The following is a 26,151-nucleotide window of genomic DNA, read 5'->3' as shown; positions in this document are numbered from 1 at the left end:
GAGCAAGGAACGATTCACCCACCAACAATCAGGCACGACGTAACCTAACGGCACCAGCGGTATTTTGCGCGCGATGCCAATTTCGATCGGTCCAATAATGGCCTTCCAGTGTGGCCGGACGACGCTCTTTGGGAATGCTGATACACGCTGCGCCTAGATGATTCTGGCTATCGGTAGGTTTGGGCATGGGACTCCGCCCTCGGTAGACGTAATACAACACCGACTTGCCGTCGTTCTCTCTGGAGCTGATTGAACAGACCACGGTTTCCGATTCGGAGTAGTCGTCGTCGGCGGAAAACTCCGCGTGGATACTCGTCAGTCGGGTTGAGATCACCATGGTTCCCGTCTTTGTATAGAATGCTTTGCTGTCGTCATCCGCCGATTGCTGTTTGGTGTCAAGCTCCGCGCCTCCATCGATTGACCAATTGGACGAAATCGAAACCTCGTAGGTACCGTCGATGTTCGGGAATAACCGCCATACGCCGGGCAAGCCACAGATCATTGGAAAAAGCCGGGTTTGCCCAACGATCAGCAGCAGCAGCGATACAACCGCGACCGACATCGGCACCAGCGAGGGCAACGGAATTTCAGGAAATTTTGCTGGGAGCTGGGTTACAAGGACAATGACCAGAATCGCATTGAAAGTCAGCGCGCAGCGTAGGAACCGGAGTACTCCTATTATTTGAATCAATTTCGTTCCAGCCTCTTGAAATATGCCTCAGCAGTACCTTATATAAGTGTTACATCTGCGGAATGGAAGAGAAACATGCACACAAAGCTCAATGTCCACCGAGTACTCAAAGGGACGGCGCTTCGGGCAGGGTACCTGCGGGCACTCGACCTCAATTCTACGGTGGAGCAGCGGTTACGCAATGCGCGCGACGCCGCTCGCCAGGCGATTATCGTTGGATTGTGTGAGTGGCAAGGCCTGGCCAAGGCGCAACAAATCGTCGATCAACGCTACGTGGAGCGAGCGGTTCAACTGCCGGCTTTGCGACCGCGATTTCGTATGCAAGGCAGCGGTAAATATGCCACCTTGAACGACCCGGCCCACAAGCCGCCGCAAGAAGTCGATTTTGACGATGGCATGTTCCTTCCAACCTCCTATATCAGCGGCAACGGTACCGTGCACCCAATGATTGCGACAAAGGCGTATTTCAAAACTGTCGAATCATTGCTGCAGCCACTCTGTACCGCGAACAACTGGAAGTTGATAACGACCAAAGATACCTGCGTACGAATTAATATCGGACAAGGTGCTCACATCGATCTTGCACTGTACGTAGTACCAGATCAGGAATTCTCCCAACTGATGAAGTCAGTCTCTGAAGCGCGAACTGATAAGGACACCGACGAGGCTGAATACGAGTCCGTCCTCGATGAAACGGTCTATCGAGAATTGCGCAATGACCAAATTATGTTGGCCACGCGAGACGGCGGTTGGTGTCAGTCTGATCCTCGCCGGTTGGAGGATTGGTTTCGAGCAGCCATCGAGGAGTACGGAGAAGTCCTTCGTCGGGTGGCACGATACTTCAAAGGTTGGCGCGACTTTCAGTGGAAGGAAGGCGGACCGTCGTCAATCGCACTGATGGCAAGCATCGTCTCGGCATTCGATGAGGTTGACGGCCCGCCAAGCGATCGCGACGATCTCGCGGTTCGAGCAGTTGCCAATCAATTACCGCGCATTTTTTCAGGCAACATCTGCAACCCGGCGTTGCCGCATCTGAATCTTGACGAAAGCTGGTCAGCTGAGGATCGCGCCGAGTTTATTGCGCGCGCCAACGCCTTGAAAAATACAATAGAGCTGGTCGTAGATGGTACTTATCACAAACAAGTCGCACTATCGCATCTTGAGAGCGAGTTTGGTGAACGGATCCCGAATGATGAGCAGCTAATTCAGGTCGCCACAAAGGAAGAGGATGTGTTGCGTCATACGCCGACCAAAACCAGAGCTCCAATCGTACCGCGTACTACGTCGGGTTAATGGACGGCGCCAGTCCGCGGGCCCGAGAACTTCTACGGACCCTGCGCGCCCAGAGCTTCAAGCGAGATCGCCTCACCAGTCAGGGCATTCGATATACCGGGCGTTTGCGTGCGGCAGGACGAGATGTGGCCGTTGCCATTACCTTTCCCGATCTCGAGTTTACCCGCCTGCCCACGCTCGAGCTGTTGGATCCCGAAAAGGAGGCTCCGGACGTTGTTGCTCACCTCGGCATTTCCGGTGCTTTTTGTTTTGCTCAAGAGGGGGATATTGTCCTCGATCGTTATAATGTCGGTGGCACCGCTTTGTCGTGCTTGGAGCTGGCACGACAGGGTCTGGAACGGGTAATAGCGCGCGTCGATACCGAGGCGGACGTGGCCAGAGAGTTCCCACAACATTGGCTTGGTACACCGATCTACTATGATATGAGCGTTGACTACGGTGGCCCGGCGCGACTTTATACGGTGTCGCGCAGCAATCGCACTAAAGTGTATTTGCTGAGCCATACCGAGAAATCGGTCTCTCGATTAGTCATTGACACACGCGAAGCTGAGACTGTCGCTGCATCGGGCGTAGCGACGTTCGTTTTTCGATCAAAATCGACCCTTAGTTTTGGTAGAGCGCGCCGCCAACCAACGACGTTGGCGGAATTCTTGGACTGGCTCGATTCAGTGGCACCCAACGCCCGTGGTCGTGCGATTAAGGAGCTGTGCGCCGGCTTTCCGAAGACACTTCCGCCTCTATTTGTATGCTCAGATAACGGTTGTGTCGGTGTATCGATTAAGAAGAAAGGGATGTTATTTCGCACTATTCAGCGCCCTGAGGCACTAGTTCAGATAATGCGACGCAGTCCGAACAAGCGTCTCGTCGATCGTTGGTCCGGCACACCGATTGACCCAACATATGTATTTGAGAGAAACATGGACACGCAAAAACCACTATTCGGTCGCCGTATCGCCTTAATCGGTTGCGGAACCATAGGCAGCCACCTTGCAAAACTTTTGGTCCAAAGTGGTGCCGGACAAGCTGGAGGCGTCTTGCTCATGCTGGACAACCAATTGCTAGAGCCGGCGAATGTGGGTCGTCATTACTTGGGGATGAACAACATCGGAGACTACAAATCCGACGCGTTAAAGGACGAACTAGAACGATTGTTTCCCGATGCGACCCTACGGGCATCCAGGAGCAATGCGACGCTGTTCTTCGAGAAGCTCCATCAGTTCGATTTGATTGTCGACGCGACTGGGGAAGAAGCGCTGTCAGTGTCGATAAATCACTACCTGCTTGAGAAGCGCCAGGAGGGAACTGACATTCCCGCCCTGTACGTTCGTCTGTTCGGTAACGGCGCCGCTGCTCAGACATTCCTAGTCGATGATCTTGAGCACGGCTGTTTCAAATGTCTGCGTCCGGATCTCGGCGCCGATTGGCGACATGATCCAATGAAGGCCAACTCAGAGACGGTAGTCAGCGTTGCAGCTTGCGGTGAAGGCCAGTATCTTGCCTATGACGTGTCAGCGCCGATAATTGCGGCCGCGCTGGCGCTTAAAGCGGTTCTGGCTTGGAGCAATGGATCGAGTGCGCCGAGGTTGCGGACCCTTCGAATTGACAAGAAAGCGACGCAAAGAATATCGGACAAGAACGTTTCACGATCGAATCGGTGTCCGGCGTGTAATCGCAAAGAATAGGGCGACACTATTTTACGCTACACACTGATAGACTACGCGACCTGCGAGTTTTTTGAGTCGACTGCAACGCGCTGTTCGGGCCAGCCCGAGGTTGGCGGAATTCTAATTGGTTGCTATCGCGGGCCGCACGTTGAGGTTATAAGCCGAACCGAGCCAGGCCCAGACGACCGGTCAACGTACAGTTCGTTTGTTCGCTGCGATCGTCACCATCAGCGAACCGCGGAGACTGAATGGCGGCGCTCAAAGCAGACCAAGACGTACGTGGGCGAGTGGCACTCACATCCCTATGGATCCGCGCAACCCTCACCCGTCGACAAGAAAGCGTGGCATGGCGTTGTCGACACGCTAGGCCTTCCATGTGTATTTATCATCGTCTCGCCGTCGGGCTGGAATGTATTCAAGACAGTTCAAGCAAAAAGGAAGAAAACCACGACAGTCATGTCCCTAATTGAGCATGGCGAGAAAGGTTTGATCTTTGAGTAGTGTTGTTGGTGATGATGGTCCGAGCCTCGCTTGCGTGCATAGGCAGGGGAGATTTGCCACGTGCCAAATGAGCAACTCGATCGAAAAGTTTATTAAGCTAGTTTGATTAAATGGGTGAAATTGTCTTTCCTCTCTTTGAGATGCCTCTACCAGCCACAGGCGTAATCGATCACCTTTGCGCGAAACGCCCGAACGTTATCCTCAACAAGGGGCTCCGGTAAATAATCGCGCAAGCTTCGTGGAGTATCTGGCGAGTCGCTGCGGCCCGAGAGCGAAATATCGACCTCTTCGGAAAACAAGTCTTCGTCTCTTATTCGGAGAATAGGCCAGATCGTGTTCTTACTGCCAGGAGCTGATCGCCTGTCTTGCGGTCACAAGATCGGCTAACTGTGACCATTCTATGTGCGCAAAATGTATATCAAGAGAATTATCTCAGCATTAGTAACCCACTGATTTTCCAGTTACTTACTGGTTTTTATCCTCATCCACTTTGGACCATGTATGATCATCGCGTAGGCAGCTTGGAAATTCGTTTACCCACAATAAGAAGTTAAAAAAAGCAGGGTAGCTCAGTGCTCACTAAGCAGAATCCGTTTTCCATTTATGACTTTCTCGGCTACTTCACGCCGGGCGCCATACTTCTATTCGGTGTTGGCTATGCTAACGGAATTTCAGTAGAACAAATTTCGGCAACGCAGTACGTAGCCTTTACACTCGCTGCCTATTCAATAGGGCACCTATTAAACTTTCTCTCTTCAATCACTATAGAACGATATTCAATCTGGACGCTGGGTTATCCGTCGGCCATTCTGTTGAAGAAGAAGAGACCGAAGTTCTTTGGCAATCGCGAATTTGCCGAGGTATTTTGGAGGCCATTGGTCGGCTTCGCAATTCTTCCCGTCGCAGTGCTCGATCTAGTAATTGGATGCCTTCTTCAGCTTCGCGTCGTATACGCGAAACCCCTAGACGTAGACCTGCGGGACGCCATTGAATCTCGTATAAGCTTGCTAATGAACGAGTGTGGACTTCAACATGATCTTTATGACGGGTCGAAATGCGACTTCTTCAGAGTTGTGTATCACTATTGCGTGGAGAACAGTCCAAATCATTTTCCGAAGATGCAAAACTATGTAGCTCTGTACGGCTTCCTTCGAAGTCTTTCCGCTCTATTGATCATCGGTTTTTGGATAGCACTGTTAGAACAAGCAAGTTGCACGCCACAAATTAGTTTCTACGCCGTATTTGGCCTCGCGTTATTTTCGTATATTGCCTATATGGCATTTATGAAATTTTATAGACGCTTTAGTTTGGAAGCACTAATGGCGCTAGTCGTTTCTATGCCTTACACCAAGGCAAAGAAAAACTAGCTTGCCGTTTTGAGCCGTTCCCGATACCGCGCCGAGTCACTTTCCGAAAGTAGTTGGCAAAGTAGGCGCCAACGATAAACATCTCGCGGGCCAAGCATTTCGCCGTTTGGTGCAACCAGCGAATCTCCTTTAACTCTAAATCCAGCCCATTCCTTAGCAAGCACTTACTGATCTCGGTATAGACGAAATAGCCGAAGGACTGGAACTGGCGCAGCGCGAGTACCTGCCTTGTATCGTTTTGCAGTACTGATGGGCACACCCACACCATTCCGCGATCAATTCAGTAGGGTAGCCGTAGAGCGGATTAAGCGGTGATGATGGTGTTCGTTTGCGACCCACGTGATTAACCGAATAGTAGTTACGAAATCCGTCGAAACGGCATTCTTTGCTACTTCAATTCACGCTTTGGCGAAAGCTACCCCAGCCGTGGGCGCCCAAGATTTATTAAGCTGTATTGACGTGTGACAAGCCCAGAGGCCGGTCGCGCCGCGCCGCCGTGCTTCGCACGTGCAGCGGCAGCGGCTCCCGTTACCTCAGTGCCGCGGCGCATGAGCCATCTCCGCAGCGACCTCAGACAGCAACTGTGCGATCTCGTCGAGTTCCTCAGACAACTCGCAAGGATCGACATCGGGGTCGAAACTGCCGGCCAGCCGAACCTCGCCACAGCCGAAGCATCGAGTAGCACTAATCGCGGTTACACCACGCCGTGCCAGCTCTGCGGGAGGCTGAAACTCCAGACCGTGGAGGTACGAGGTCCGGGAGGACGGACAGCGTTGGTTTAGCTGAACCATTTCATTGGGTTCAGCGTTCGTCACAGTATCGCTGTGCGGTGGAGTTCGGTCTGGCGCACTCAGTCGGCGTGCGCCTTGGTGGCCCTGATTGAGCCGTTTGGGGTGTTTTGTCATGTTCAAGCCTCTTAGGGCTTGAACGTTAACCTATGCGCATAATGTATATTATGTTAAATTCGATATTGACCTGGTAGATGCCACCCGAAGTCAGGCAATCACTACTCCAAAGAAAGCTCGGTTATCCCGCCCTACGTAACCATAGCCGTTGTCCTGTATTCAACGGGCTTACCTGTAACAGACTCCAAGCGAATTGGCGTGTAAAGCTACGCAATGTAGCTCGCATATCAACCAATGTGCCGGCAACACGGTCACTTCAGATGTTCTGAGCCAGTACCAGGCACGCGCGGTTTATCTGCAATTTCCGAATTGTCTTTTCGAATAACGGTGGATTCTCTTTGAATCGCTAACACTCTATGGTTCCTCGCAACAACGAGGAGACACACAATGAAAGCAATGATTCTTAACGAGTACGGTACCGATTCCGCATTCCAGGCGACCGAACTCCCGCATCCCACGGCAATGCCAGGTCACGTAGTCGTCCGTGTGGCGGCTACCAGCGTGAACACCATCGACACAATGATTCGAGCGATGGGCAATGACCTTCCTCTTTCCCCTGCTCTGCCAGCGGTACTGGGCATGGACTTCGCTGGCACGATCGAATCAGTCGGCGACGGCGTAGCCAATTTCAAACAGGGCGACGAAGTCTACGGCTGTGCCGGTGGGCTCGCGGACCTGCAAGGCACACTTGCCGAGCTCATGCTCGCTGACTCCAGACTCATTGCCCACAAACCAAAATCGCTTTCAATGCGCGAAGCTGCCGCATTGCCACTGGTCGGTATTACCGCTTACGAAGGCTTGCGTAGAGCCAACGTCAAGTCCGGTGACAAAACCCTGGTTCACGGCGGCGCCGGTGGCGTCGGTCACATTGCCGTCCAGCTAGCCAGGCATTTCGGCGCGGCAGTTTACGCGACCGGCACTGGCTCCGAGCAACTGAATGTCATCCGCGATTTTGGCGCAACAGCCATTGATTTCCGGACGGAGAAAGTCGACGACTACGTTACCAAACATACTGCTAACAAAGGGTTCGATGTGGTTTTTGACGCCGTGGGTGGCGCCAATCTCACGAATTCGTTTGCAGCGGCCGCGTTGAACGGACAGGTGTCGACAACAGTGTCCATGCTGGAGCTGGACTTAACGCCTGCGCATTTCAAAGGCCTTACGTTGCACGTCGTCTTCATGTTGATCCCGATGCTGCACGATCACAAACGCGAACAGCACGGCGCAATTCTCGCGGAGCTGGCTGAGATCGTCGACGCCGGCGCCGTAAAGCCACGACTGGATGAGATGCAGTTCGGCTTTGAAGCCATTGGCCAGGCGTATGATCGACTGAGCAGTGGGAACGCCATTGGCAAAGTCGTTGTCACTGTTGATCAGGCAGCCTGAGGAAAACCTCGCGTGCTCATGAAAGCCGAACAGGCCGGGTTTCAGCCTATCAACCGGGCGTTCAATACCGTTTTTCGTCCGTCGCGACTGAGCGTTGGATTGGTTGTGCCACTCGAGAGCTACACAACCAGTCCGGTGCCGACAATGACGCATCAACTCGAACGCATTCAACTGGCAGAGGCACTCGGTTTCGCTGCGGTCTGGTTGCGGGATGTGCCATTCAACGTGCCGTCATTTGGCGATGCCGGTCAGCTCTATGACCCGTTTGTCTATCTGGGTTTGCTGGCTGGCCAGACCAGCGACATTGCTCTGGGTGTTGCGAGCATCGTACTTCCGTTGCGCCATCCCGCGCATGTCGCCAAAGCAGCGGCAAGCGTCGATGCATTGTCGGGCGGCCGCCTCCTCCTCGGCGTGGCGTCCGGTGACCGGCCTGAGGAATACCCGGCCCTCAACCTGCCCTTCCACGACCGCAGTAAACACTTTCGCGAGAGCTTTGCGTATATCCGGGCCATGGGCCAGCACACGCCGTCATTCGAAAACAGTTACGGCAGCCTGCGCGGTGATCTGGACATGCTGCCGAAACCAGCGACTGACAAGCTGCCGTTGCTCATCACCGGCGGCAGCCAGCAAAACCCTGAGTGGATTGCGGAGAATGGCGATGGCTGGATGATTTACCCTCGTGCTGTCGCGCAGCAAGCTCAGATTGTCAGCGACTGGCGGGCGCGAACTGCGGCTGCAGGCGACGCTCAGAAGCCGGTTATGCAACCGCTGTATATTGATCTGGCCGAAGATCCGAAAGCAGCACCACAACCAATCCATCTCGGTTTTCGGCTCGGTTCGCGTCATCTGCGGGACTACCTGTCATCGCTGCAGGACATTGGCATCAATCACGTCGCACTGAATCTGCGATTCAATCAATCGAACATTGAAACCACGCTTAAGCGACTGGCGAAAGAGGTATTGCCGGATTTTGGCGTGACGGAGAAACACCATGGCTAAGACCATTCTCATCACAGGTTCTACTGACGGCATTGGGCGGGAAACGGCAAGGATACTGAATGAGCAAGGGCATCACGTCCTGTTGCACGGTCGCAGTCAGGAGAAGTTAAGCAAAGCTGCGAGTTCATTATCGGCGAACGGTCGGGTTGACACTTACCTGGCCGATCTGTCGACGTTATCGGAAGTTGCTGCACTGGCCAATGCGGTCTTGCAAGAACACAGCACGCTCGACGTCTTGATCAACAATGCCGGTGTCTTCCGTACCCCGAAGACAGTAACGGCCGATAACCTGGATGTTCGCTTCGCCGTCAACACGATCGCACCCTATTTGCTGACGTTGCGGCTCCTGCCGATAATGAGCAGCGCCGGCCGGGTCATAAACTTGTCGTCCGCCGCACAATCGCCTGTCAACCTCGATGCCCTGGCCGGGCATGGCGATCGAATCAGCGACAACGCGGCCTACGCGCAAAGCAAACTCGCGTTGACGATGTGGTCACGCAGCCTGGCACTTTCGTTGAAAGATGACGGACCGGCCATCATCGCGGTGAATCCAGGTTCGCTCCTGGCCACTAAAATGGTTAAGGAAGCCTATGGCGTCGGTGGATCTGACGTCGGTATCGGCGCAGACATATTGGCCAGGGCCGCACTTGACGATGAATTCGCTGGGGCATCGGGGCGTTACTTTGATAACGATGCCGGCGATTTCGCACCACCTCACCCAGATGCACTGAATGCAAGAAAATCCCAGCAGTTGGTAGATGTCATTGAGACATTGCTGGACGAACTGGAACGCCGCTAGTGTCCGGCAACCTCCTATCCCTACAGATCAAACGGAGTACGGAAATTAAAGATGCTTAAGAGAGTCTTGGTACTTGTAGCCATAAATGCCGCGCTGATCATGAACATTGCAGTTTTTGCCGAAACAACGACAGAAGTTATTGCAAGATCGGAAGTAGCGTTTCAACCACTCAACCCGGCTCGTGGCGATGCCAGCCCGAGAGCGGGTGTTCTATGGGGCGATATGAAGAGCAATGTCCCTAGCGGAGCCTTGATCGTATTCAACGACGGATTTTCCTCGCCACCTCACATTCACAACATCACTTATCGCGGCATTGTGATTAGCGGTGCTGTGCACAATGACGATCCGACCGCTGCAAGACTGTGGATGGGGCCCGGCTCATTCTGGTCGCAACCTGCGGGCGAATCGCACATTACAGCCGCAGCTCCTGGAAACAATGCCACCGCATTCCTGGAAATATTCGAAGGCCCGTATCTCGTGCAGCCATCCGACGAGGAATTCGACAATGGCGAACGTCCGGTAAACGTCGATGCCAGGAATGTCGTGTGGCTGAGCCCGTCAGATGTTACCTGGCTAGACCGGTCCGAGACGTCGCCCTCCGCTACGGGTGTCAGAATCGCTTTCCTCTGGGGTCAATTATTGGAAGGAAAAAGAAACGGTACCCTGCTAAAGCTGCCAGCCGGTGTCAGTGGAATGTTGCAGGGTGGCAGTTCCTGGCTACGCACTGTCGTAATTCGGGGGCAGGTTAACCGCGGGATGCACGACAAACCCGGGAACGAAACGCTGCCACCCGGCAGCTACTTCGGCTCCAAGCACGGGGCCAAGCAGGAAGTTACGTGCATCGCCGACGTCGAATGTTTGCTCTATGTCAGCACTGAAGGGACCTACGATTTCACCGCGGTACAATGACCGCCCCCCTGTTCAATACCCCCGATCGAACTCAACCACGTACTTCAGCGGTTGCTTTTGGCAATAACGCCGGTAGTTCTCCACGAAGACAGGTGCTATCAGCGACGGCTGGCTTGGTGCTGCCTTGTGTGCAGTAACCACGAGGTTCGGTGTCTCCCACAACGGGCTGTCTTTGGGCAACGGTTCCGTATCGAACACGTCCAGAACGGCACCGGCCAGTCTGTTGTTGCGCAAGGCTTGCATCAGGGCGTCGTCATTCACGATGTTGCTTCGGCCGACATTGATGAAGCACGCGTGTCCCGGCAGCCGGGCAAGCATTGCCGCATCAAGCAGATTGGTTGTCTCTTTCGTCGCCGGCAACGTTGCCACAAGATAATCAACATCAACCAGTACGTCGTGCAAACGGTCAACCGGCTTAACCTGATCGAACGCAGTCGATGACGTACCTGAGCGATTGACTCCGGTTGTCTTCATTCCAAATGCAGTTGCGACCGTAGCAATGTACGCGCCAATCGAACCCGTACCCAGAACACAAAGGTGTTTGCCACGAAGCGTTCCGGACTGTTTTGGATACCAGTTGCGTGCGCGCTGTTGTTGCATGCGCTCAAACAACTTCAGTTCGTGCGCCAGCATGTAGGCCGTTACGTATTCGGCCATTGGCGGACCGAACACGTCCTTGATACCCGTCAGCACGTAATCGCGGCGCGGCACTGCCGTTAACGGCGTTACGCCGGCCCAGGTGGACTGTACCCATGCGATATCGGCAAGTTCTGGCAGCACCGAGGCAACCATGTCCGGATTGCCGAACACCACGGGTTGACCGGAATAATTCGCCAACGCCTGCGTAGCCGATGTACATACCGTGCCGGTACACGGCGCACCGGTAAGGCGTGCAATTTCGTCTGCGTAGGCATCCGCGACCGCATCAATAATCAAGTATTCAGACATGGATATTATTGGACCTTAACTCGAACCCTGCTATCACCGCAGAGTCGCCCTGCTCCAAAACCTTACGGACAACACAGCGGCAATTGGCTTTCTATCGTTGTATGTACGGCGCCAACTCCGTTTCGTACTCCTGGAACAACTCGTAGTTGTGCTTCACGGTGTCATTGATGTCTTTCTGCAGCCACGCGGTACGCAGGGAATTGCGTACCCACGTGTGTTCCGCCCAGTTGCCGCCGGATGTCTTGACAATCTCAATCTCCACCCCGCCGAGCCCTGCCAGTCCGGTTGCACTGCCCATCATGCTGGTCAGGTCCCCTATCGACATCTCTTCGTCGTTTTCTGCCTTCGCTTGCAGTTCCTTTAGCTGTGCAGCCTTCGCTTGCTGCACCTCTGCAACGCGGCCCATCGTTCGAATGAATTCTTTCACCTGCTTTTCGGCAAGCTCTCCGTCCGCTGGTGGCGTGTACTTATCCTCTTGAGCCGCAGCCATCAGCTCACCTTGACGCATGGCGGCGCCGAGCAAGCTACCTGACTCCGATAAAGGATTACCGGAGTCCGAAACACTTCCCGTACCGAATGAACGTGAGATATCGGCACCTGGCCGCATACCGGCGAACAGAGAACCAATCACCGCCATCACTATGATCGTGGCAATAAGCGACACTATGTAATGAGCGGCGTGTTTGGCAGCCGGTACTTCAAGGTACAAAGGCAAGATGCGCCACAACTGCACGAGGCTGTAGATACCGAGACCGAACGCCAGGAGCCCACCAATCCACGGCAACCAGCTGAAAGCCTGACCGACATAGCCCGGCACGAAGGCCAACGTGAGCGCGGCAAGACCCAATGCGAAATCTTTCTTGCCATCGAACACGCCCGCCAATGCGCTGTAGATAAACGACGCAATACCAATGCCGATAGCAGCAAATACCATATTGAACAAGGACGAAGCAATCGTCGGTCGGAACATGCCCATCAGCGACGAACCGCTGCTCGTTAAACCACCGAGATAAGCGAGCGCTATCGACACAACGATAAGTGGTCCAGTGAGTAGAAAGGCCGTTCGCTTCCAGTCACCCGCTTCCGGCAGGTAACTGCGCCAGGTGGCTTCCGCATCAAGCAACGCGCCTTTAACAAGTGCCAGTGTTCGGTTTGGATCAAACATGCGTGACTCCAGTTGGGTATACGTAGTTAGTCGGCTCGCACAACGATCAGGCGTTGCAAGCGAGGCGGAACACACTCTCATTATCCGGTTTTCGCGAAGCTCTTGCCGGTATCGAGCTGACCGATACCGTGCTGTTTTTCTTTTTGATCTTCGCTGCGCACCAATAGTAGCTCAATTGCTCGGGAGGTCATCGCTATTCGGGTGCGGCTAAAATTGTCGAGCTACCTTCGACCTCAGTCCAGCGAGCTGCATCAGGTATCTAAAATACCCATTTTTATTTTATTTTTCAAAGATTAACAACAATGCGAGGGATCGCTACCTGGACTCTCAGCTAGCGGAATAACCAATCGTGAACGAGTCTGGTATAGCGCGGCATGATCAGATAGACCATTAGTGCAACGATGACGCCGGTCGCGAGTAATGTGACGACAAGCCGCTCATCCTGCAAGCCGGTAGGTCGCAGCAAGGCCGTGATAGCCAGTGGCACGATCAGAACCAGCGGATAGATAACAGACCACGTAAGCAAAAACTGCTTCCAGCGAGTTGGCGCTCGGGCCGGAGCCAGTTCGGACGCGGTGAACAGAAACTCGATGCCGCTGCGGACCACGAAGTCATCGCCCTCCTCGAGCATCGGCCTAACCTTGTCAACCGTTTGCTGGCGAAGGTCTGAATGCAGCCAATCGTTGGCGTGTACGTCGGTATCGAACCGAATGATGACCGTGTAAGTTTCGGTCACTCCTGCAATCGGTCGAACGAATTGCGTGTCTATGTGACCTGGTTGGGACTGGCACAGCGGCACGATTTCCTCGAGCCACGTCTCATAAGCCGCGTGCTGCCCGGCCTGTACGCGGTGCGTAATGACAATAGTCGCACCGAACTCCTTGGCGTAATCCGTCTCTTGTTGCCCCGATCTCATGCACTGGTCCCTCGAACGTTTACCGCCCCGTTGATCAGAGCGCAGCATAATACGCTATAGGGCCAACCTCCACTTGACGCTGTATTTTCCCCGGCCGGGTCGGTGTCGCCTAAGCCGACCATTGAATCCGGACTAATTAGAGACGGCAGCCAGCAGCTTGTTTTATGATTACGACTCACAAAATCTTCCAGCCGAGCCAGCCAAATGCCGAGCGAGCCAAAGTGCCAACTGACACACCGTCATGCCACGAAGGACGATGTCCCGGCCATTATGGAACTCATGCGTGTCGCTATCGCCGAGAACATGAAAGCCTTTCTAAGTGCGGCAGAAATCGAAGCGGCCCAGGAAACTATGGGGGTTGATCGCACGCTCCTCGAAGACCAAACCTATTTTGTCATTGAAACCGAACACGACGGCCAAACGCTCGTCGTCGGCTGTGGCGGCTGGGGAAAGCGGAAAACCCTGTACGGCGGCGACCACACGGTTGGGCGCGACGACTCCTTAAGCAACCCGGCCGTTGACCCCGCACGAATTCGCGCGATGTACACACACCCGCAATGGACGCGACGCGGTATCGGCACTTTGCTGTTAACGCTCGGCGAGAACGCCGCCCGTGATGCCGGCTTCAAAACCATTGAACTGGGCTCTACGATCCCCGGTGAACCGCTCTACCACGCACGCGGCTACCGGGAAGTCAGCCGCGTCACCCACATTGCGGCGAATGGCTCGGAGAATGTGGTGATCAAGATGAGCAAGACGCTCTGACAGCACGCACTTAAACCAGGACCGTTTTGCGATGGCCGCTCTTGCTGTACGCACGAGCCGCTCCGGCTTTCGAATGTGTGCTAAAACAACGTTTGCAGGCAGTGCCAATTCAACGGTCAGACCCTGATTTGTAAACCATAGGCAGGACTTCAAATGAATCCATTGCCTGACATCCGCTGGCTTGCTGCCATGTCGTCTTGCTGCGAAAAAATGCCCGATGTTTACGTCGGGTACTCGGGCACGAGCTAGTCTGGCAGCGGAATAAACTCGTCATCACCCGGCACTTTGCCGAACCTGCCCTCCTTCCAGTCGCGCTTGGCTTGTTCCAGCCGTTCCTTCGAGCCTGAGACGAAGTTCCACCAGATATGCCGTGGGCCGATTGAGTCGCCACCAATGACCATAACCCGACTGTCTTCGTCGGCAGTCAGTTGCACTGCGCGACCACGCCGGGCAACAGCAAGCACGCCACCCTCGTATTGCTCGCCGTCTATACGAACCGAGCCACTCACCACGTAGGCGCCGAGTTCTGCGTACTGCTCAGGAAGTAACAGTGACGCTCCCTTCGGCAACCGGCATTCCATGTACAGGGTTGTCGAGTAAGTCGTCACCGGTGAGGTCTTGCCGTAGGCCTCGCCCATGATGATCCGGATACGAACGCCGTCCAATTCGAAATCCGGCAAGTCGACCGCCGGAACGTGCTCGAAGGCAGGCTCAATTTCTTCTTTCCCGTCGGGCAAGGCCATCCAGGATTGAATGCCGTGCAGCTTCGCGTGCTGCTCGAGATCGCTGCCCGCACGTTCGGAATGCACAATGCCGCGACCGGCGGTCATAAGGTTGACAGCACCCTCGCGGATCGCCTGCTCGAAACCGAGATCATCGCGATGCATGATCTCCCCTTCAAACAAGTACGTGATCGTCGCGATGCCGATGTGCGGATGCGGCCTTACGTTAATGCCTTTGCCCGGGGGAAACTCGGCCGGTCCCATATGATCGAAGAAAATAAACGGCCCGACTAATTTCCGGTTCGGAGACGGCAGAACCCGTCGAACCGTCATCTCGCCCAGGTCTTTTTCCTTGGGCACGATCCGCAGTTCAATCGAACCACTGGACTCGCTGCAGTCCGGTGCGGTGCATTCAACGTAACTCATCCCAGTATCCTCTCTGTTCCTGTTCGGTAGTCGTTTCGAGTCACCGGGCTCATCAAACCCTACTCGTCATCGAGCTCGGCAAAACGATCGGCAAGAAAATCAATCAGTGTTCTTACGGCCGGCAACAGGCCGCGTCTGGAAACAAACGCCGCGTGAATGGTTTCCGGCGGCGGTGCCCAGCCAGGCAGCAGTTCGAGCAATGTCCCGTCTGCCAATTTGTCGCCGATCATCAGGCGCGGCAATTGCACGATGCCGACACCGGCAACGGCCGCTTGCCGCAACACAGCCAGATCGTCGGTGACCAGCCGTGGGTCGAATCGAATCGTCGCTACGGCACCCTCCGGACCCAGCAATTCCCAGCGAAACTGCTGGTGTGACTGGCCGTGACCAAGACTGGCGAAACGGCTGAGATCGGCCGGTGTCGCGGGTTGCGTGCCGCTGGCAAACAACAGCGGACTGCCGACCAGGCACTGCCGGCGATCGCCAAGACTGCGCACAACGATGTCACTGTCGGCCAATGGCATCCGTCGTACCCGTATCGCGACGTCCACACCTTCGTTGAGCAAATCAACGCGGCGGTTGGTGGCCTGCAAGTGCACCTGTACCTGCGGGTAGGCCTTCATGAACTCCACCAGCATCGCGCTGACATTTGATTCGAGCAGCGTGATCGGACAACTCAGGTGTACCGTGCCGCACGGTTCGGCACGGGTCATTTCGATGGCTTCCTGCGCCGCGTCCGCTTCCACCAGCATGGCCTTGCAGTGTGCGTAGTAGGTCTTGCCGATGTCTGTCACCGTGAATCGACGGGTCGACCGGTGCACCAGTTGCACGCCCAGACGCTCCTCCAGCTTTGCCAGCCGGCGGCTGAGTTTGGACTTGGGCTCACCCAGCGCGCGGCTCGCAGGCGCGAAGCCGCCGTTGTCGACCACGTGGACGAAGTAATACAGATCGTTGAGGTCTTGCACCGTCTTATCGTTCCAAATTCAGGACGCTGTAACCAATTTTTGCAGTCTACCGCCGGGATTGTCCCGAATCTACTATTACCGCCTGACAAGCATTCATGCCCTAGAACTCAGGAGGCAATCATGAAAAAAGTACTTGGCGTGTACAGCGCACCCCGCCAGCATTGGGTCGGCGACGGCTTTCCGGTTCGTTCAATGTTCTCGTACAACAGCCACGGCGAGCACGTCAGCCCGTTCCTGTTGCTCGACTACGCAGGGCCGATGAAGTTCGAACCGGGCACCAAACCGCGCGGCGTTGGCGAACACCCACACCGCGGTTTTGAGACCGTCACCATCGTCTACGAAGGCGAAGTGGCCCACCGGGACTCCTCAGGCGCCGGCGGCACCATACAGCCGGGCGACGTCCAGTGGATGACCGCGGCATCCGGAATCCTGCACGATGAATTCCACTCACCGGCATTCACCGAAAATGGCGGAACGCTGGAGATGATTCAGCTGTGGGTCAATTTGCCGGCTAAGGACAAGATGTCCGCACCGAAATACCAGGCGATACAGGACCGCAATATACCCGCGGTTGAACTGGCAAATGGCGCAGGCAAGGTGCGCGTCATCGCCGGCGAATTTGCTGGTGCCAAAGGACCTGCCGAGACGTTTACCCCGATGGATGTGTGGGATATGCGCCTCAATGCAGGCGGCTCAATAGACGTTCAGTTTCTCGAAGGGCGTACGTTGATGCTGGTGGTGTTGCGCGGCAACGTAATGATCAACGGTGATGAGGCAGTACGCGAGGCACAGTTGGTCATGCTGGACCGGAACGACAGTGGTATTTCGATCGATGCAGAAACCGACAGCACGTTGCTGGTATTGAGCGGCGAACCCATCAATGAACCCATTGCTGGTTACGGCCCGTTCGTAATGAACACCGAAGCGGAAATCCGCGACGCGATCAGTGATTTTAATCGCGGCCAGTTCGGAACGCTCGGTGCGAAAACAACGGCAAAGAAGGAGACCGCTACGGTCTAGCAAGAGCAAGACGCAGGCAGGGTTGCAACGCCCTGCCTGCGCACTGGCGGGTTTGTTCGCAGCATCGCTACACCCGCAACGGGCGATGCGTTCTTGACACGACGCGATCAGAGTCCTGGCAGCCCAAACAGAAAACACGAGGCTGGCGACGTACCGTCAGTGTGAACAAGAGCTACAAGGAAAGATTAAAATGACAACTAAAATCATTGGCGTATCCGGCAGCCTTCGCCACGAATCATTGAACACCCGCTTATTGCAGGCCGCTGGTGAACGTATGCCGGCGAACGCCGAACTGATGCTGGAATCCATCGCAGGCGTTCCGCTCTACAATTTTGACGACGAATCCGTATCCGGTATTCCGCCACGCGTGGCGGAATTGAAGGCAGCATTTGCCAGCGCAGACGGCATATTGATCTGCAGTCCGGAGTACAACAACTCGATGCCGGGCGTACTCAAGAACGCCATTGACTGGATGTCACGACCGGCCGCCGATATACAAACGGTGTTCGGCAGTCGCCCGCTGGCGTTGATGGGTGCAACGCCAGGCGGATTCGGCACGGTGCTCGCGCAAAACGCCTGGTTGCCCGTGATGCGGACACTTGGCGTCTCTCTATGGAACGGCGGGCGACTGATGGTGCCGCGCGCAAGCAGCCTGTTCGATGATCAGGGACTTCTGGTTGATGAAGCAATGGGCGAGCGTCTGGGCACGTTCCTGAACGGCTTCGTCGAGTTTGTACGCAAGTCCGCTTAACCCCGCCGGCGTAACAGGACTATGTGAAGGCCTTCTAGAGTGAAGTCGCCTTACCCGATCAGAGTAAGGCGACAATTCTCTTACAGTCGCACACCGTCCTCGCGATCACGCTGGAACATTTCTTCGAGTTCTTTGGCAGCCGTCTTCGCAAGGCTTTGCATTTTTTGCTGGTCGTTGTGCGATTCACGATGTTCGTACAGGCGCTGTTCGTCATGTTCCTTGAACTTGTTGACCGCCTCACGCGCATCCGCGTCACTTTCCCCAAGACCTTTCAGGACCTCCACCGTCAGGTCCAATGCGGACAAGAACGTTTCGCGGCGAATGATCTCAATCCCCAGGTCCATCAGCTGGTAAGCATGCGGCCGGTTTCGTGCACGTGCATACACTTTGAGGTGCGGGAAATGTTGTCGCACGATGGTTGCCGTGCGCAATGATGCTTCGACATCATCAATGGCCAGTACAAAGAGTTTCGCTTTCGCGGCATCGGCCGATTCCAGCAGATCCAGACGCGAAGCGTCGCCGTAGTAAATTTTGTTCCCGAAACGGGAAACAAAATCGACTTGCTCCTGGCTGATGTCGAGCGCGGTGAAGCCAATTCGCTTCGCCCTCAGTACGCGTGCTGTCATTTGCCCGAAACGGCCGAAACCCGCAATGATGACCGGATTGTGCTCGTCGTCTATCGTGTCAAATTCCTCGGGCACTTTAGCGGCCGCCGAAAGTGCGCTCTCAAGCTTCAGCAACAGAGGCGTCGTCACCATGGACAAAGACACAACGACGATCAGAAACTCCGCCAGTTCTGTTTCAATGACATTGCCAGCCACGGCCACACCGAAAATCACGAACGCGAACTCACCACCCTGTGACAGGATCAATGCCAAGCGGCGTGCCGCTGAAGTGTCCAGACCGTGCCAACGACCCAGCAGGAACAGAGCCGCGAATTTCAGAAACACCAGGCCAGCAACAGCGGCAATAACGCTCAGTGGACTGTCTGCGATAAGCTGCAGGTTCAATGACATGCCGACGGATATAAAGAACAAGCCAAGCAGCAAGCCTTTGAACGGCTCGATATCGGCTTCCAGCTGATGCCGAAACTCTGAATCGGCCAACAGCACACCGGCTAAAAACGCGCCAAGTGCCATAGACAATCCGGCTAGCTCCACTATTTCTGCTGTGCCAAGAACAATTAGCAACGCAGCGGCCGTCAGCGCCTCGCGTACTCCGCTCTTGGCCACGATGCGCAGCAAGTACCGCAACAGATAGCGACCACCGAACACTACGGCCAGCAACACCAGAACGGCGCGAATAGCCCCTTCCATGCCCACACTCGCGCCCTCGCCCTGCCCCAGCAATGGCACTATCGCCAACAGCGGCACCACCGCCAGATCCTGGAACAGCAACGTCGCAAACGCCGTGCGGCCGTGCCTCGATGTCAATTCATTACGTTCAGCCATGAGCTGCAGCGCGAATGCAGTGGACGAAAGGGCAAGCACGAGACCAACGAGAATCGCGGCGTTAACACTGAGGCCAGCGGCCAGTCCTGCCGCACCGAGGAACGCTGCTGTGAGTAGTAATTGCGCACCACCAAAACCGAATATTGAACGACGCAAGGTCCACAATCGTGCGGGTCGCAATTCCAGCCCGACGATGAACAGCAGCAGCACGACACCGAGTTCCGCGGTATGCATGACCCGATCAACGTCAGAGACCAGCGCCATCCCCGCCGGGCCGATGATGACGCCAGCGGCGAGGTAACCCAGGACCGCTCCAAGACCGAAGCGTTGAAAGAGTGGGACAGCGATGACCGCGCCCACCAGAAAGACAATCATTTCTGCAAACATGCCAAGTAGCCCGTTCGGGTGAAATTAGTGACAATATAGGGGACATGGAAAGACAGCGCATTAGAAATGCCGTAAGAGTCTTGGCAACATTGGACAGCAAGACCACTGCCGGGGCTGGCCAGTGACCCGTTACGTTGCATTGCTGTACAGCGTAGTCCTTGGCAAGGGCAAGCGCGTCATCATGGCTGAACTGCGGGAGATGGCCGCGGCCATGGGTCTGCAGAATATTCGTACCGTGCTCGCAACCGGCAATCTGATCTTTGAGGCCGAAGAGCAACGCCTGCCGGACCTCTCGGATTCTCTGGAGCAAACTTTTGCCAGGCAATTCGGGCGGCCCATTTCCATCATTTTGCGAACCGCTGAAGACTGGCAACTATTGCTTGCTGACAACCCGTTTCCCAACGAGTCAATTGACGATCCGAGCCACGTGACTGTGCGCGTCATGCGCGAGCCTGTCACGAATGCCGCCTTCTGCAAACTGGAGCGCTGGCAAACCGATGACGAACAAATCCGGGTGATCAACGGCAATCTCTGGGTCTATTTTGGTGCAGGGATCGGCCAGTCAAAACTTGGCGGCGCATTGTCGCCGGAACGAATGGGTGGAATTGGGACGGTACGCAACTGGAATACGGCCCTGAAAATTGCGGCAAGCCTACAAGAATAAGCCTGGCGACCAATAGAACGTTGACTGGCCGTTGGCGCTACTACAGGTCGCGTGCTTTCAAGTTCCGCAGTTTACGGCGCGCTCGTTCCTGCCAGTTGACAGACAATACGTCGAGTTTGCTCAATGCCCTCAGTCCCGCCTTGTCGCGACCGCCACCTATCAGCAACTCAAACACTTTTGAAGCAGTCCATTGCGGGTGAGGTTGCTCCAGCAACTCAATTTTATCGCCCGCGGCAACCACCCCTGATTCCAATACGCGGTAGTACCAACCGCTGCGAGCGCACTCGACCACAGCCTCCACCATTCCCGGGTCGCCGAAACGGTGGCCTAATTTCCAGCATGGTTGACGCGCCTGACTCACCTCGACAATTGCCGTGCCCAGCCGGTAACGGTCGCCAATACAAACCGTGGTCTCGTCCATGCCAGCACTTGAAATATTCTCACCGAACGCACCCGCCTGGCTCAGCTCCGTGCTGACGTGCGGTTGTTCACGTCGCCAGAGTGCGTAGTGCTCGGACGCGTACTGCAGAATCGCCTTGTCAGGCCCGCCGTGGTAGCGCGGGTCCGCCTGCTCATCGCCCGCAAGGCCCAAAGAACCAATATCGAGTGCCGCAGTTACGGGACTTTTTCGGTAGGCGCTGACTTCGCCCTTGGGACCGAAAGGTGCTGTTTTGCCCGTTAGCACTGCAATTACTTCTGCCTGCATCACATAGTTCCTGCAACATTGCGGGTACTGCGAAGTATCCGCCCTTGCCGCCTAAATCGCTATCGTCAAAATACCAATTGTGCAACGTACCGAGGGTCCGGTTTGTTACACATCGAGACTGACAGCCGTACCTGAAACGACGATCCCACCCCTTTCCGGAATGTCGACGGTGATTGCACTCGGCCGCCCCATATCCACTCCCTGGTGTATGAGCAGAGTGGCTGGCCCGGCCACAAGGCCGGCATCGCGAAGGTAACCACCCAATGCCGCAGCAGACGCGCCCGTAGCTGGATCCTCAACAACACCGCCTACCGGAAACGGATTGCGTGCATGAAATACGGCTGGAGATTCCCGCCAGATGAGCTGCAAAGTGGTGAGCTCATGTTCGAGCATTAATACCTTCAGCTCGTCAAAGGCATAGTCGAGTGACTGCAGGCGGGCACGATTCTTCACCGCGATAATCAGGTGCCAGGCGCCCGCATACGCTTTTGTGGGCGGCAAGTCGGTGTCGAGTTCGTTACGCTTCCAGCCCAACGTTGTCAGCGCCCTGTCCAGCAAAGCATCGGACGGTAATTCGTGGCGCGGCTCGACGGATGTCAACGCTGCAATGAAACGACTGTTTTCCTGACGAACATTGACCGGCACTTCGCCAACCTGCGTTTGTAAACGGTACTCGCCTGTACCCTCTTGCATACCGAGCAATACGCCACTGGCTATCGTCGCGTGCCCACAAAAACTTACCTCCGCTTCCGGACTGAAATACCGAACATCACGCTCACTGCCCGACCCCGGTGCGATAAACGCCGTTTCTGAAAAACCGACTTCAGCCGCAATACGCTGCATGTCTGCCGGTGCTGGCAATGCATCCCCAATCCACACACCAGCGGGATTGCCGCCATCATTCCGGTCACTGAAGGCGGTAAAGCGATACAACTGCGATGTGCTCATCGACGTTCTCCCTCTTCGTTCAGCGTTCCGGCAATCGCTCGGACCACAACTGGCGATCGCACTGGACCGGCCAGTTACCGTCAAGCCAGCGTTCTCTGCGTGCCGGTAAATAGCGGCCGCGACCTGACTATATTGTGGCGAAATTGCCGGTCATCAAGCCCTCCTCATGCACTCCCCTCTACGTCCAAACTTTCTGTCAAGAACGTCCCGGCAACGGCACTTGAAATCCGTCGGCCCGCACAAATTGATAGCCGCAAGCCCGGCACGCTAAACAGCCAGGCATTCTATTTTTGAGGAGACCAGTACCATGTCATTAATCCGATACGAACCCTGGAGAGGAGTAAGTCAGTTGCAGGACGAGATCAATCGCCTCTTCGCCAACGGCGTACACGCCGAAAGCAGCAGCGCAACGGCTGACTGGGCACCCAACGTTGATATCAATGAATTTGAAGATAGCTTTCAACTTCAGGTTGACCTTCCCGGTGTGGACCCGAAAGACGTAGAGATCACTCTCGACGGTGGAGTGCTTACAATCTCGGGCGAACGCGAAGTCAAGAACGCCGAGAGCGCGACACGCCGACGTTCTGAACGGGCCTCCGGTCGCTTTTACCGGCGATTCATACTGCCGGACACAGTAGATGGCGACAAAGTGGAAGCCAGTAACCGGCACGGGGTTATCGAAATCTCGATTCCGAAACAGGCGAAAGCATTGCCACGGCGCATCAGCATCGCTGCATAGTTCGAAGCAAGCGCTTTGGCCATGCCAAGCCGGCACTACGGCATCGAAACATTCGGGGGGCTTACGCCCCCCATTTTCGTACGCCGTCGACCAATGCGATCGACGCTCTACGCGAGCCAGCCAAACACACCACCGGTTAGCAGTGCATAAATCAGCGCGTCGAGAAAACCTCGTGCCGTGACCGACCATGGCCGCTGAAACCAAATGCTTTCCTGCACATACGCAAAACCATAACTGATGAATGCGATAGTGCCGGTGATGCGAAACACCTGCAGATAGTCGTCCAATACCGTGCCAGTGCGGGTCAGTATGTAGGCGCACACAACAGCCACCAGCAAATAGGAGACAAAGGACAACACCAACTTGCCGCCCATTTTAGGTACGCCGTTGGGCGCAACAGTGATCCAGGCTATCGGACCTTCCTCGTACTTTTTACGAACCTCCGGATCTTCCAGCTGTTTCGGGTCCGTGCAATACGGCAGCATGTACATGCCACTCGCCAGGCCTTTCAATGCAGCACGCGCACCCGCTTCATTCGGCACAGCCGACCAATCTTTCTTGTGCCACGGCATCACCATCCAGACGATCGCGCTCGCAAACCATACGATCAGCGCCGACACAATGATCGGCATCCACAACGACAAAATCCCCATAGCCTGTCCCCCTTCAATTCAGATCGGATTTCAGGCCGAAAACCGTGTCGTCATCCCGAGCGACGTTCCCAACCTGGCTAGACAGCAATGATGCTGCTGCGATCACTTGAGGCCACCAGACACCCCTCTGTTCGTGGCGTCTGGCGCCTACGCACTCAACGTATTCTTGGATTGTATACCTACGAACATGGCCGTGCGGCCGTTCGAGCTACACAGTCTGCGCCGACCACCTGCTGCTTAATAGCACGATGCGCCACGAGCCGCCTTGTATTGCATAGCCAAGGTGCATACGAGCATGCCCCGCCGAACGCCACCCAGGCGCGACACAACTTTGCGAAACCGCAGCAGCCTTCAACCAGCGAAGCAAGCAGACTGCCTGCAAAGACGTCGGTTGCCCAACGGTACCCTTCAACGACGATAGGGATCCGCATACCGTGGATCAGTCAACACGGTCTCATCTGTTAACGCTTCGAGGAACGCGAGCAGATCGTCCTGCTCGCCACTGCTCATGTCGAACCCGGTCACAAATTCCGAACGGTACGGGTTGTGCCGGCCATCGCCAGCCTGCGGACCGTTTTCAATCAGGCGTCCACCCCGCGAATAGTGTTCAAGTACTTCTGACAAGGTCGCCAAACTACCGTCGTGCATGTACGGCGCAGTCACTTTTATGTTGCGGAGTGTTGGTGCCTTGAACCGCCCGGTGTCACGCCGTTGCCCGGTCAGATCATAAAGCCCGGTGTTGTCGGCAGGATAGCTGCCATCGCCACCAATGTTGTACAGGCCGTTGTTGTGAAAGCCGACATTGCTGACCGTGGTGGCTGAATGTGTGCTTGAGTCGGTAAAATTGAATCCACCGTGACAATGAAAACACTCGAAGCGTTCAGAGAAGAACAGTTCCATGCCACGCACAGCGCTGTCGTTCATCGCGTCACGTTGCCCTCGCAAATAACGGTCATAGCTACTGTTGAACGAAACGATACTTCGAGTAAAGCTCGAGATCGCGCGCACCAGATTCAAAACAGAATACGGATCGGCATCGTTCGGAAATGCGCGCGGTAACAAATCACGATAGCGTTTGTCATTTCGCAACAGGTCGATGACGGCGTCTTCCCGGCCAACCATTCCCATCTCTACCGGCGACTCACCGAACAACGGCGTCAATGCTTGAATTTCCAAACGGTCAAGCAAGTGATTGGCCCAATTCAGACGGCCTGAGAAAGCCGCGTTCACAAGACTCATCGAGCCGCGCGGATGAATCTCGCCGGTAGCACCGATTGCACGCGCACGCCCATCCGTAAATGCGAGTTCCTGCCTGTGGCAGGTGGCGCAGGACATTTCGCCCGTGATTGAAAGCCGGGTGTCGTAGAACAACCAGCGGCCCAGTTCAACTTTGGCGTCTGACATGGGATTGTCGTCCGGCACGATCGGCAGCGGGTGTCCGGGCGGCAGGCGCCAATCGAAGTCCTCATTGCCAGGCCAACGATCGACGGTAACAACCGCTAGCAAGAGCAGTATGACCGCAGCGACCAGCCACTTTGTCATGGCCTGGTATCAACCCGCCTGAACGCTGGTGCCGGGTTGGCATTGGTTCCGTTGGCAGGATCCAGTCCTAGCGCCGCGGCAATGCCGTCGCAAATTCGCTCATCAGGTCCCATCTGGCAACTGTCGATCGCGCCATCACTAAGCGAGGAGGCTGCGAATAGCCGTTGCAGATCGATCGCGACAGAATGTTGCTGGGGGTCGAAGTCCGACAAGCTGACATTCGCTCGGTTTGCCACGTCGCAACCGCTTAGATTGCCGATCGTCCCATGGCAACGGGCGCTGCCGAGATGCAACCAGGCGCCATCCGGACCCTGCCTGAAACCCGCGCGCATGAATTTGTAGCCAGATCGCCAGTGCCAATGCATTACTGACTGCGTTAACGGCGCCTCGGCATACAGCGGGTCCGCGTGATTAAGTGCCTCAGGTACGCCTATTTGAAAGCTTAATCCGGTGTACACGCCTGCCGGCACGGTGCCTTTCAACAAGACGTTGGTTTCGGGACTGCCATTGATGCAACCCTGTTCGCCGTTTTCCAGATCGATCAGCGCGACGCTGTCGGTTTGCCAGCCAGCTTCCGGTGTTAGCGAAAGGTGCACATCCTGGCCGTTGGCGGTTTGCAGACGAACGTCGTGTACGAAAAAGCGCAGGTCCGACAAGCTGATTCCAAGGCCATTCTCTGAACACGAGATGTCACTGTCACCAAAAACTGCCGCAAAGCTAATGTCCACCGGCTGCCGCCGCTCGCCGCAGGCTGCGAGCAGAAATACTGAAAGAAACAACAGTGGAGTGAAAAGTCGGCGCATTCTGCCGCCGATAGTAGCAGGCACCACGGGTACCGCGCGGACGCCAATGTACTCAGGAATGTTGGG

At 55.5% G+C, this 26,151-nt stretch carries 27 protein-coding genes; 13 read left to right on the top strand and 14 right to left on the bottom strand.

The features are described from left to right. Positions 1-28: 28 nt before the first annotated feature. Positions 29-691 (bottom strand): Cap15 family cyclic dinucleotide receptor domain-containing protein, encoded by a 663-nt coding sequence (locus AC0L8N_RS17780; RefSeq protein ID WP_473669597.1) that lies wholly within the window; start codon positions 689-691, stop codon positions 29-31. A gap of 75 nt (positions 692-766) precedes the next feature. On the opposite strand from AC0L8N_RS17780, the gene AC0L8N_RS17775 reads away from it, so the two are divergent. The 4 genes from AC0L8N_RS17775 to AC0L8N_RS17760 all read left to right on the top strand — a co-directional run bounded on the left by AC0L8N_RS17775 (position 767) and on the right by AC0L8N_RS17760 (position 5,516). Next, positions 767-1,984: a CBASS cGAMP synthase gene (locus AC0L8N_RS17775; RefSeq protein WP_473669595.1), complete on the top strand. Its 1,218-nt coding sequence runs from the start codon at positions 767-769 to the stop codon at positions 1,982-1,984. Further along, complete coding sequence (locus tag AC0L8N_RS17770) at positions 1,984-3,666, top strand: ThiF family adenylyltransferase (RefSeq protein ID WP_473669593.1); 1,683 nt, start codon at positions 1,984-1,986, stop codon at positions 3,664-3,666. Before AC0L8N_RS17775 ends, AC0L8N_RS17770 begins: the two co-directional genes overlap by 1 nt. A 9-nt stretch (positions 3,667-3,675) precedes the next feature. Further along, a complete protein-coding gene (locus AC0L8N_RS17765; protein ID WP_473670231.1) occupies positions 3,676-4,149 on the top strand; it encodes a Mov34/MPN/PAD-1 family protein in 474 nt (157 codons plus the stop codon). A 572-nt stretch (positions 4,150-4,721) separates the two neighbouring features. Then, the gene (locus AC0L8N_RS17760; RefSeq protein ID WP_473669591.1) at positions 4,722-5,516 is read left to right on the top strand and encodes a hypothetical protein; all 795 of its coding nucleotides are present in this window, start codon (positions 4,722-4,724) and stop codon (positions 5,514-5,516) included. Here the strand turns inward: AC0L8N_RS17760 and AC0L8N_RS17755 are convergent. Further along, a complete protein-coding gene (locus tag AC0L8N_RS17755) occupies positions 5,513-5,680 on the bottom strand; it encodes a DUF3653 domain-containing protein (RefSeq protein ID WP_473669589.1) in 168 nt (55 codons plus the stop codon). The two genes, AC0L8N_RS17760 and AC0L8N_RS17755, sit on opposite strands and share 4 nt — an antisense overlap. 369 nt (positions 5,681-6,049) lie before the next feature. Further along, positions 6,050-6,421 carry a hypothetical protein gene (locus tag AC0L8N_RS17750; protein WP_473669587.1) on the bottom strand — a complete coding sequence of 124 codons (372 nt, stop codon included), beginning with the start codon at positions 6,419-6,421 and terminating at the stop codon, positions 6,050-6,052. 387 nt (positions 6,422-6,808) lie between these two features. Here AC0L8N_RS17750 and AC0L8N_RS17745 point away from each other — a divergent pair, with 387 nt between their 5' ends. Genes AC0L8N_RS17745 through AC0L8N_RS17730 form a run of 4 tightly spaced genes read left to right on the top strand, consistent with a single transcriptional unit; the run spans position 6,809 to position 10,514 of the window. Beyond that, a complete protein-coding gene (locus tag AC0L8N_RS17745) occupies positions 6,809-7,807 on the top strand; it encodes a zinc-dependent alcohol dehydrogenase family protein (protein WP_473669585.1) in 999 nt (332 codons plus the stop codon). Between the two features lie 18 nt (positions 7,808-7,825). Next, a complete protein-coding gene (locus tag AC0L8N_RS17740) occupies positions 7,826-8,806 on the top strand; it encodes an LLM class oxidoreductase (protein ID WP_473670229.1) in 981 nt (326 codons plus the stop codon). Next, entirely contained in the window at positions 8,799-9,605 is an 807-nt protein-coding gene (locus AC0L8N_RS17735) for an SDR family NAD(P)-dependent oxidoreductase (protein ID WP_473669583.1), read from the top strand. The genes AC0L8N_RS17740 and AC0L8N_RS17735 overlap by 8 nt, the downstream gene beginning before the upstream one ends. A 51-nt stretch (positions 9,606-9,656) precedes the next feature. Then, on the top strand, positions 9,657-10,514 hold the full coding sequence (locus tag AC0L8N_RS17730) for a DUF4437 domain-containing protein (protein WP_473669581.1): 858 nt from the start codon (positions 9,657-9,659) through the stop codon (positions 10,512-10,514). Positions 10,515-10,526: 12 nt separating this feature from the next. On the opposite strand, the gene AC0L8N_RS17725 is transcribed toward AC0L8N_RS17730, so the two are convergent. The 3 genes from AC0L8N_RS17725 to AC0L8N_RS17715 all read right to left on the bottom strand — a co-directional run bounded on the left by AC0L8N_RS17725 (position 10,527) and on the right by AC0L8N_RS17715 (position 13,543). Next, a complete protein-coding gene (locus AC0L8N_RS17725; RefSeq protein WP_473669579.1) occupies positions 10,527-11,462 on the bottom strand; it encodes a D-2-hydroxyacid dehydrogenase in 936 nt (311 codons plus the stop codon). A gap of 91 nt (positions 11,463-11,553) precedes the next feature. Beyond that, positions 11,554-12,627 (bottom strand): Yip1 family protein, encoded by a 1,074-nt coding sequence (locus AC0L8N_RS17720; protein ID WP_473669577.1) that lies wholly within the window; start codon positions 12,625-12,627, stop codon positions 11,554-11,556. Positions 12,628-12,958: 331 nt separating this feature from the next. Then, complete coding sequence (locus AC0L8N_RS17715) at positions 12,959-13,543, bottom strand: antibiotic biosynthesis monooxygenase (protein WP_473669575.1); 585 nt, start codon at positions 13,541-13,543, stop codon at positions 12,959-12,961. Between the two features lie 204 nt (positions 13,544-13,747). Here AC0L8N_RS17715 and AC0L8N_RS17710 point away from each other — a divergent pair, with 204 nt between their 5' ends. Next, on the top strand, positions 13,748-14,308 hold the full coding sequence (locus AC0L8N_RS17710) for a GNAT family N-acetyltransferase (RefSeq protein ID WP_473669573.1): 561 nt from the start codon (positions 13,748-13,750) through the stop codon (positions 14,306-14,308). Positions 14,309-14,553: 245 nt separating this feature from the next. Here AC0L8N_RS17710 and AC0L8N_RS17705 read toward each other — a convergent pair whose 3' ends face one another. Together AC0L8N_RS17705 and AC0L8N_RS17700 are read right to left on the bottom strand one after the other, a co-directional pair. Further along, positions 14,554-15,456: a pirin family protein gene (locus AC0L8N_RS17705; protein WP_473669571.1), complete on the bottom strand. Its 903-nt coding sequence runs from the start codon at positions 15,454-15,456 to the stop codon at positions 14,554-14,556. 59 nt (positions 15,457-15,515) lie between these two features. Continuing rightward, positions 15,516-16,421: a LysR family transcriptional regulator gene (locus AC0L8N_RS17700; RefSeq protein WP_473669569.1), complete on the bottom strand. Its 906-nt coding sequence runs from the start codon at positions 16,419-16,421 to the stop codon at positions 15,516-15,518. 120 nt (positions 16,422-16,541) lie between these two features. Between AC0L8N_RS17700 and AC0L8N_RS17695 the strand changes: the two genes are divergently transcribed. Next, positions 16,542-17,441, top strand: a complete 900-nt coding sequence (locus AC0L8N_RS17695) for a pirin family protein (RefSeq protein ID WP_473669567.1) — start codon at positions 16,542-16,544, stop codon at positions 17,439-17,441. 190 nt (positions 17,442-17,631) lie between these two features. Beyond that, a complete protein-coding gene (locus AC0L8N_RS17690) occupies positions 17,632-18,192 on the top strand; it encodes an NADPH-dependent FMN reductase (RefSeq protein ID WP_473669565.1) in 561 nt (186 codons plus the stop codon). Positions 18,193-18,272: 80 nt separating this feature from the next. Here the strand turns inward: AC0L8N_RS17690 and AC0L8N_RS17685 are convergent, their stop codons facing one another. Beyond that, positions 18,273-20,030, bottom strand: a complete 1,758-nt coding sequence (locus tag AC0L8N_RS17685) for a monovalent cation:proton antiporter-2 (CPA2) family protein (RefSeq protein WP_473669563.1) — start codon at positions 20,028-20,030, stop codon at positions 18,273-18,275. Positions 20,031-20,151: 121 nt separating this feature from the next. Between AC0L8N_RS17685 and AC0L8N_RS17680 the strand changes: the two genes are divergently transcribed. After that, entirely contained in the window at positions 20,152-20,694 is a 543-nt protein-coding gene (locus AC0L8N_RS17680; RefSeq protein ID WP_473669561.1) for a DUF1697 domain-containing protein, read from the top strand. A gap of 40 nt (positions 20,695-20,734) precedes the next feature. Here the strand turns inward: AC0L8N_RS17680 and AC0L8N_RS17675 are convergent, their stop codons facing one another. Further along, positions 20,735-21,400 carry an MOSC domain-containing protein gene (locus AC0L8N_RS17675; protein WP_473669559.1) on the bottom strand — a complete coding sequence of 222 codons (666 nt, stop codon included), beginning with the start codon at positions 21,398-21,400 and terminating at the stop codon, positions 20,735-20,737. A gap of 105 nt (positions 21,401-21,505) precedes the next feature. Continuing rightward, positions 21,506-22,348: a PhzF family phenazine biosynthesis protein gene (locus AC0L8N_RS17670; protein ID WP_473669557.1), complete on the bottom strand. Its 843-nt coding sequence runs from the start codon at positions 22,346-22,348 to the stop codon at positions 21,506-21,508. 307 nt (positions 22,349-22,655) lie between these two features. Here AC0L8N_RS17670 and AC0L8N_RS17665 point away from each other — a divergent pair, with 307 nt between their 5' ends. Continuing rightward, on the top strand, positions 22,656-23,087 hold the full coding sequence (locus tag AC0L8N_RS17665) for an Hsp20/alpha crystallin family protein (protein WP_473669555.1): 432 nt from the start codon (positions 22,656-22,658) through the stop codon (positions 23,085-23,087). Between the two features lie 107 nt (positions 23,088-23,194). Here AC0L8N_RS17665 and AC0L8N_RS17660 read toward each other — a convergent pair whose 3' ends face one another. From AC0L8N_RS17660 to AC0L8N_RS17650, 3 genes are all read right to left on the bottom strand, one after another. Beyond that, the gene (locus tag AC0L8N_RS17660; protein ID WP_473669553.1) at positions 23,195-23,740 is read right to left on the bottom strand and encodes a hypothetical protein; all 546 of its coding nucleotides are present in this window, start codon (positions 23,738-23,740) and stop codon (positions 23,195-23,197) included. Positions 23,741-24,148: 408 nt separating this feature from the next. Further along, positions 24,149-25,282, bottom strand: a complete 1,134-nt coding sequence (locus AC0L8N_RS17655) for an MbnH family di-heme enzyme (RefSeq protein ID WP_473669551.1) — start codon at positions 25,280-25,282, stop codon at positions 24,149-24,151. Then, the gene (locus AC0L8N_RS17650; protein WP_473669549.1) at positions 25,279-26,085 is read right to left on the bottom strand and encodes an MbnP family copper-binding protein; all 807 of its coding nucleotides are present in this window, start codon (positions 26,083-26,085) and stop codon (positions 25,279-25,281) included. Before AC0L8N_RS17650 ends, AC0L8N_RS17655 begins: the two co-directional genes overlap by 4 nt. Between the last annotated feature and the right edge of the window lie 66 nt (positions 26,086-26,151).

Source organism: Woeseia sp. D3-10, assembly GCF_055809415.1.
This window is presented reverse-complemented; position numbering and strand designations above follow the sequence as displayed.